General features: G+C 70.9%; 1 protein-coding gene. It reads left to right on the top strand.

Features of this window, described 5'->3' with window-relative positions; translation table 11 throughout:
- Nucleotides 1-244: dihydrofolate reductase family protein (locus AC4FQ5_RS19845; RefSeq protein ID WP_491146334.1), on the top strand; the 244-nt coding region annotated here is incomplete at both ends.

The raw sequence follows: 244 nt of genomic DNA on the forward strand, positions 1-244 counted from the left end.
GCGGCCTACTGGCCCCTGCAGGTCGACGGTCTCGACTCCCCGGTGGCGCGCACGTTCAACGCCATCCCCAAGTACGTCGCATCCCGCGGCACGCCGGATCTGTCATGGCAGGACTCCCACCTGCTCGGTCCCGACCTCGCCGCGGAGGTCGACGCGCTCCGCGACCGGCACCGCGAGGTGCACGTCGTCGGCAGCATCGACCTCTCCCGGTCGCTCGTGCGGGCGGGACTGTTCGATGTGCTCA

This window comes from Chryseobacterium sp. DT-167 (genome assembly GCF_058310155.1).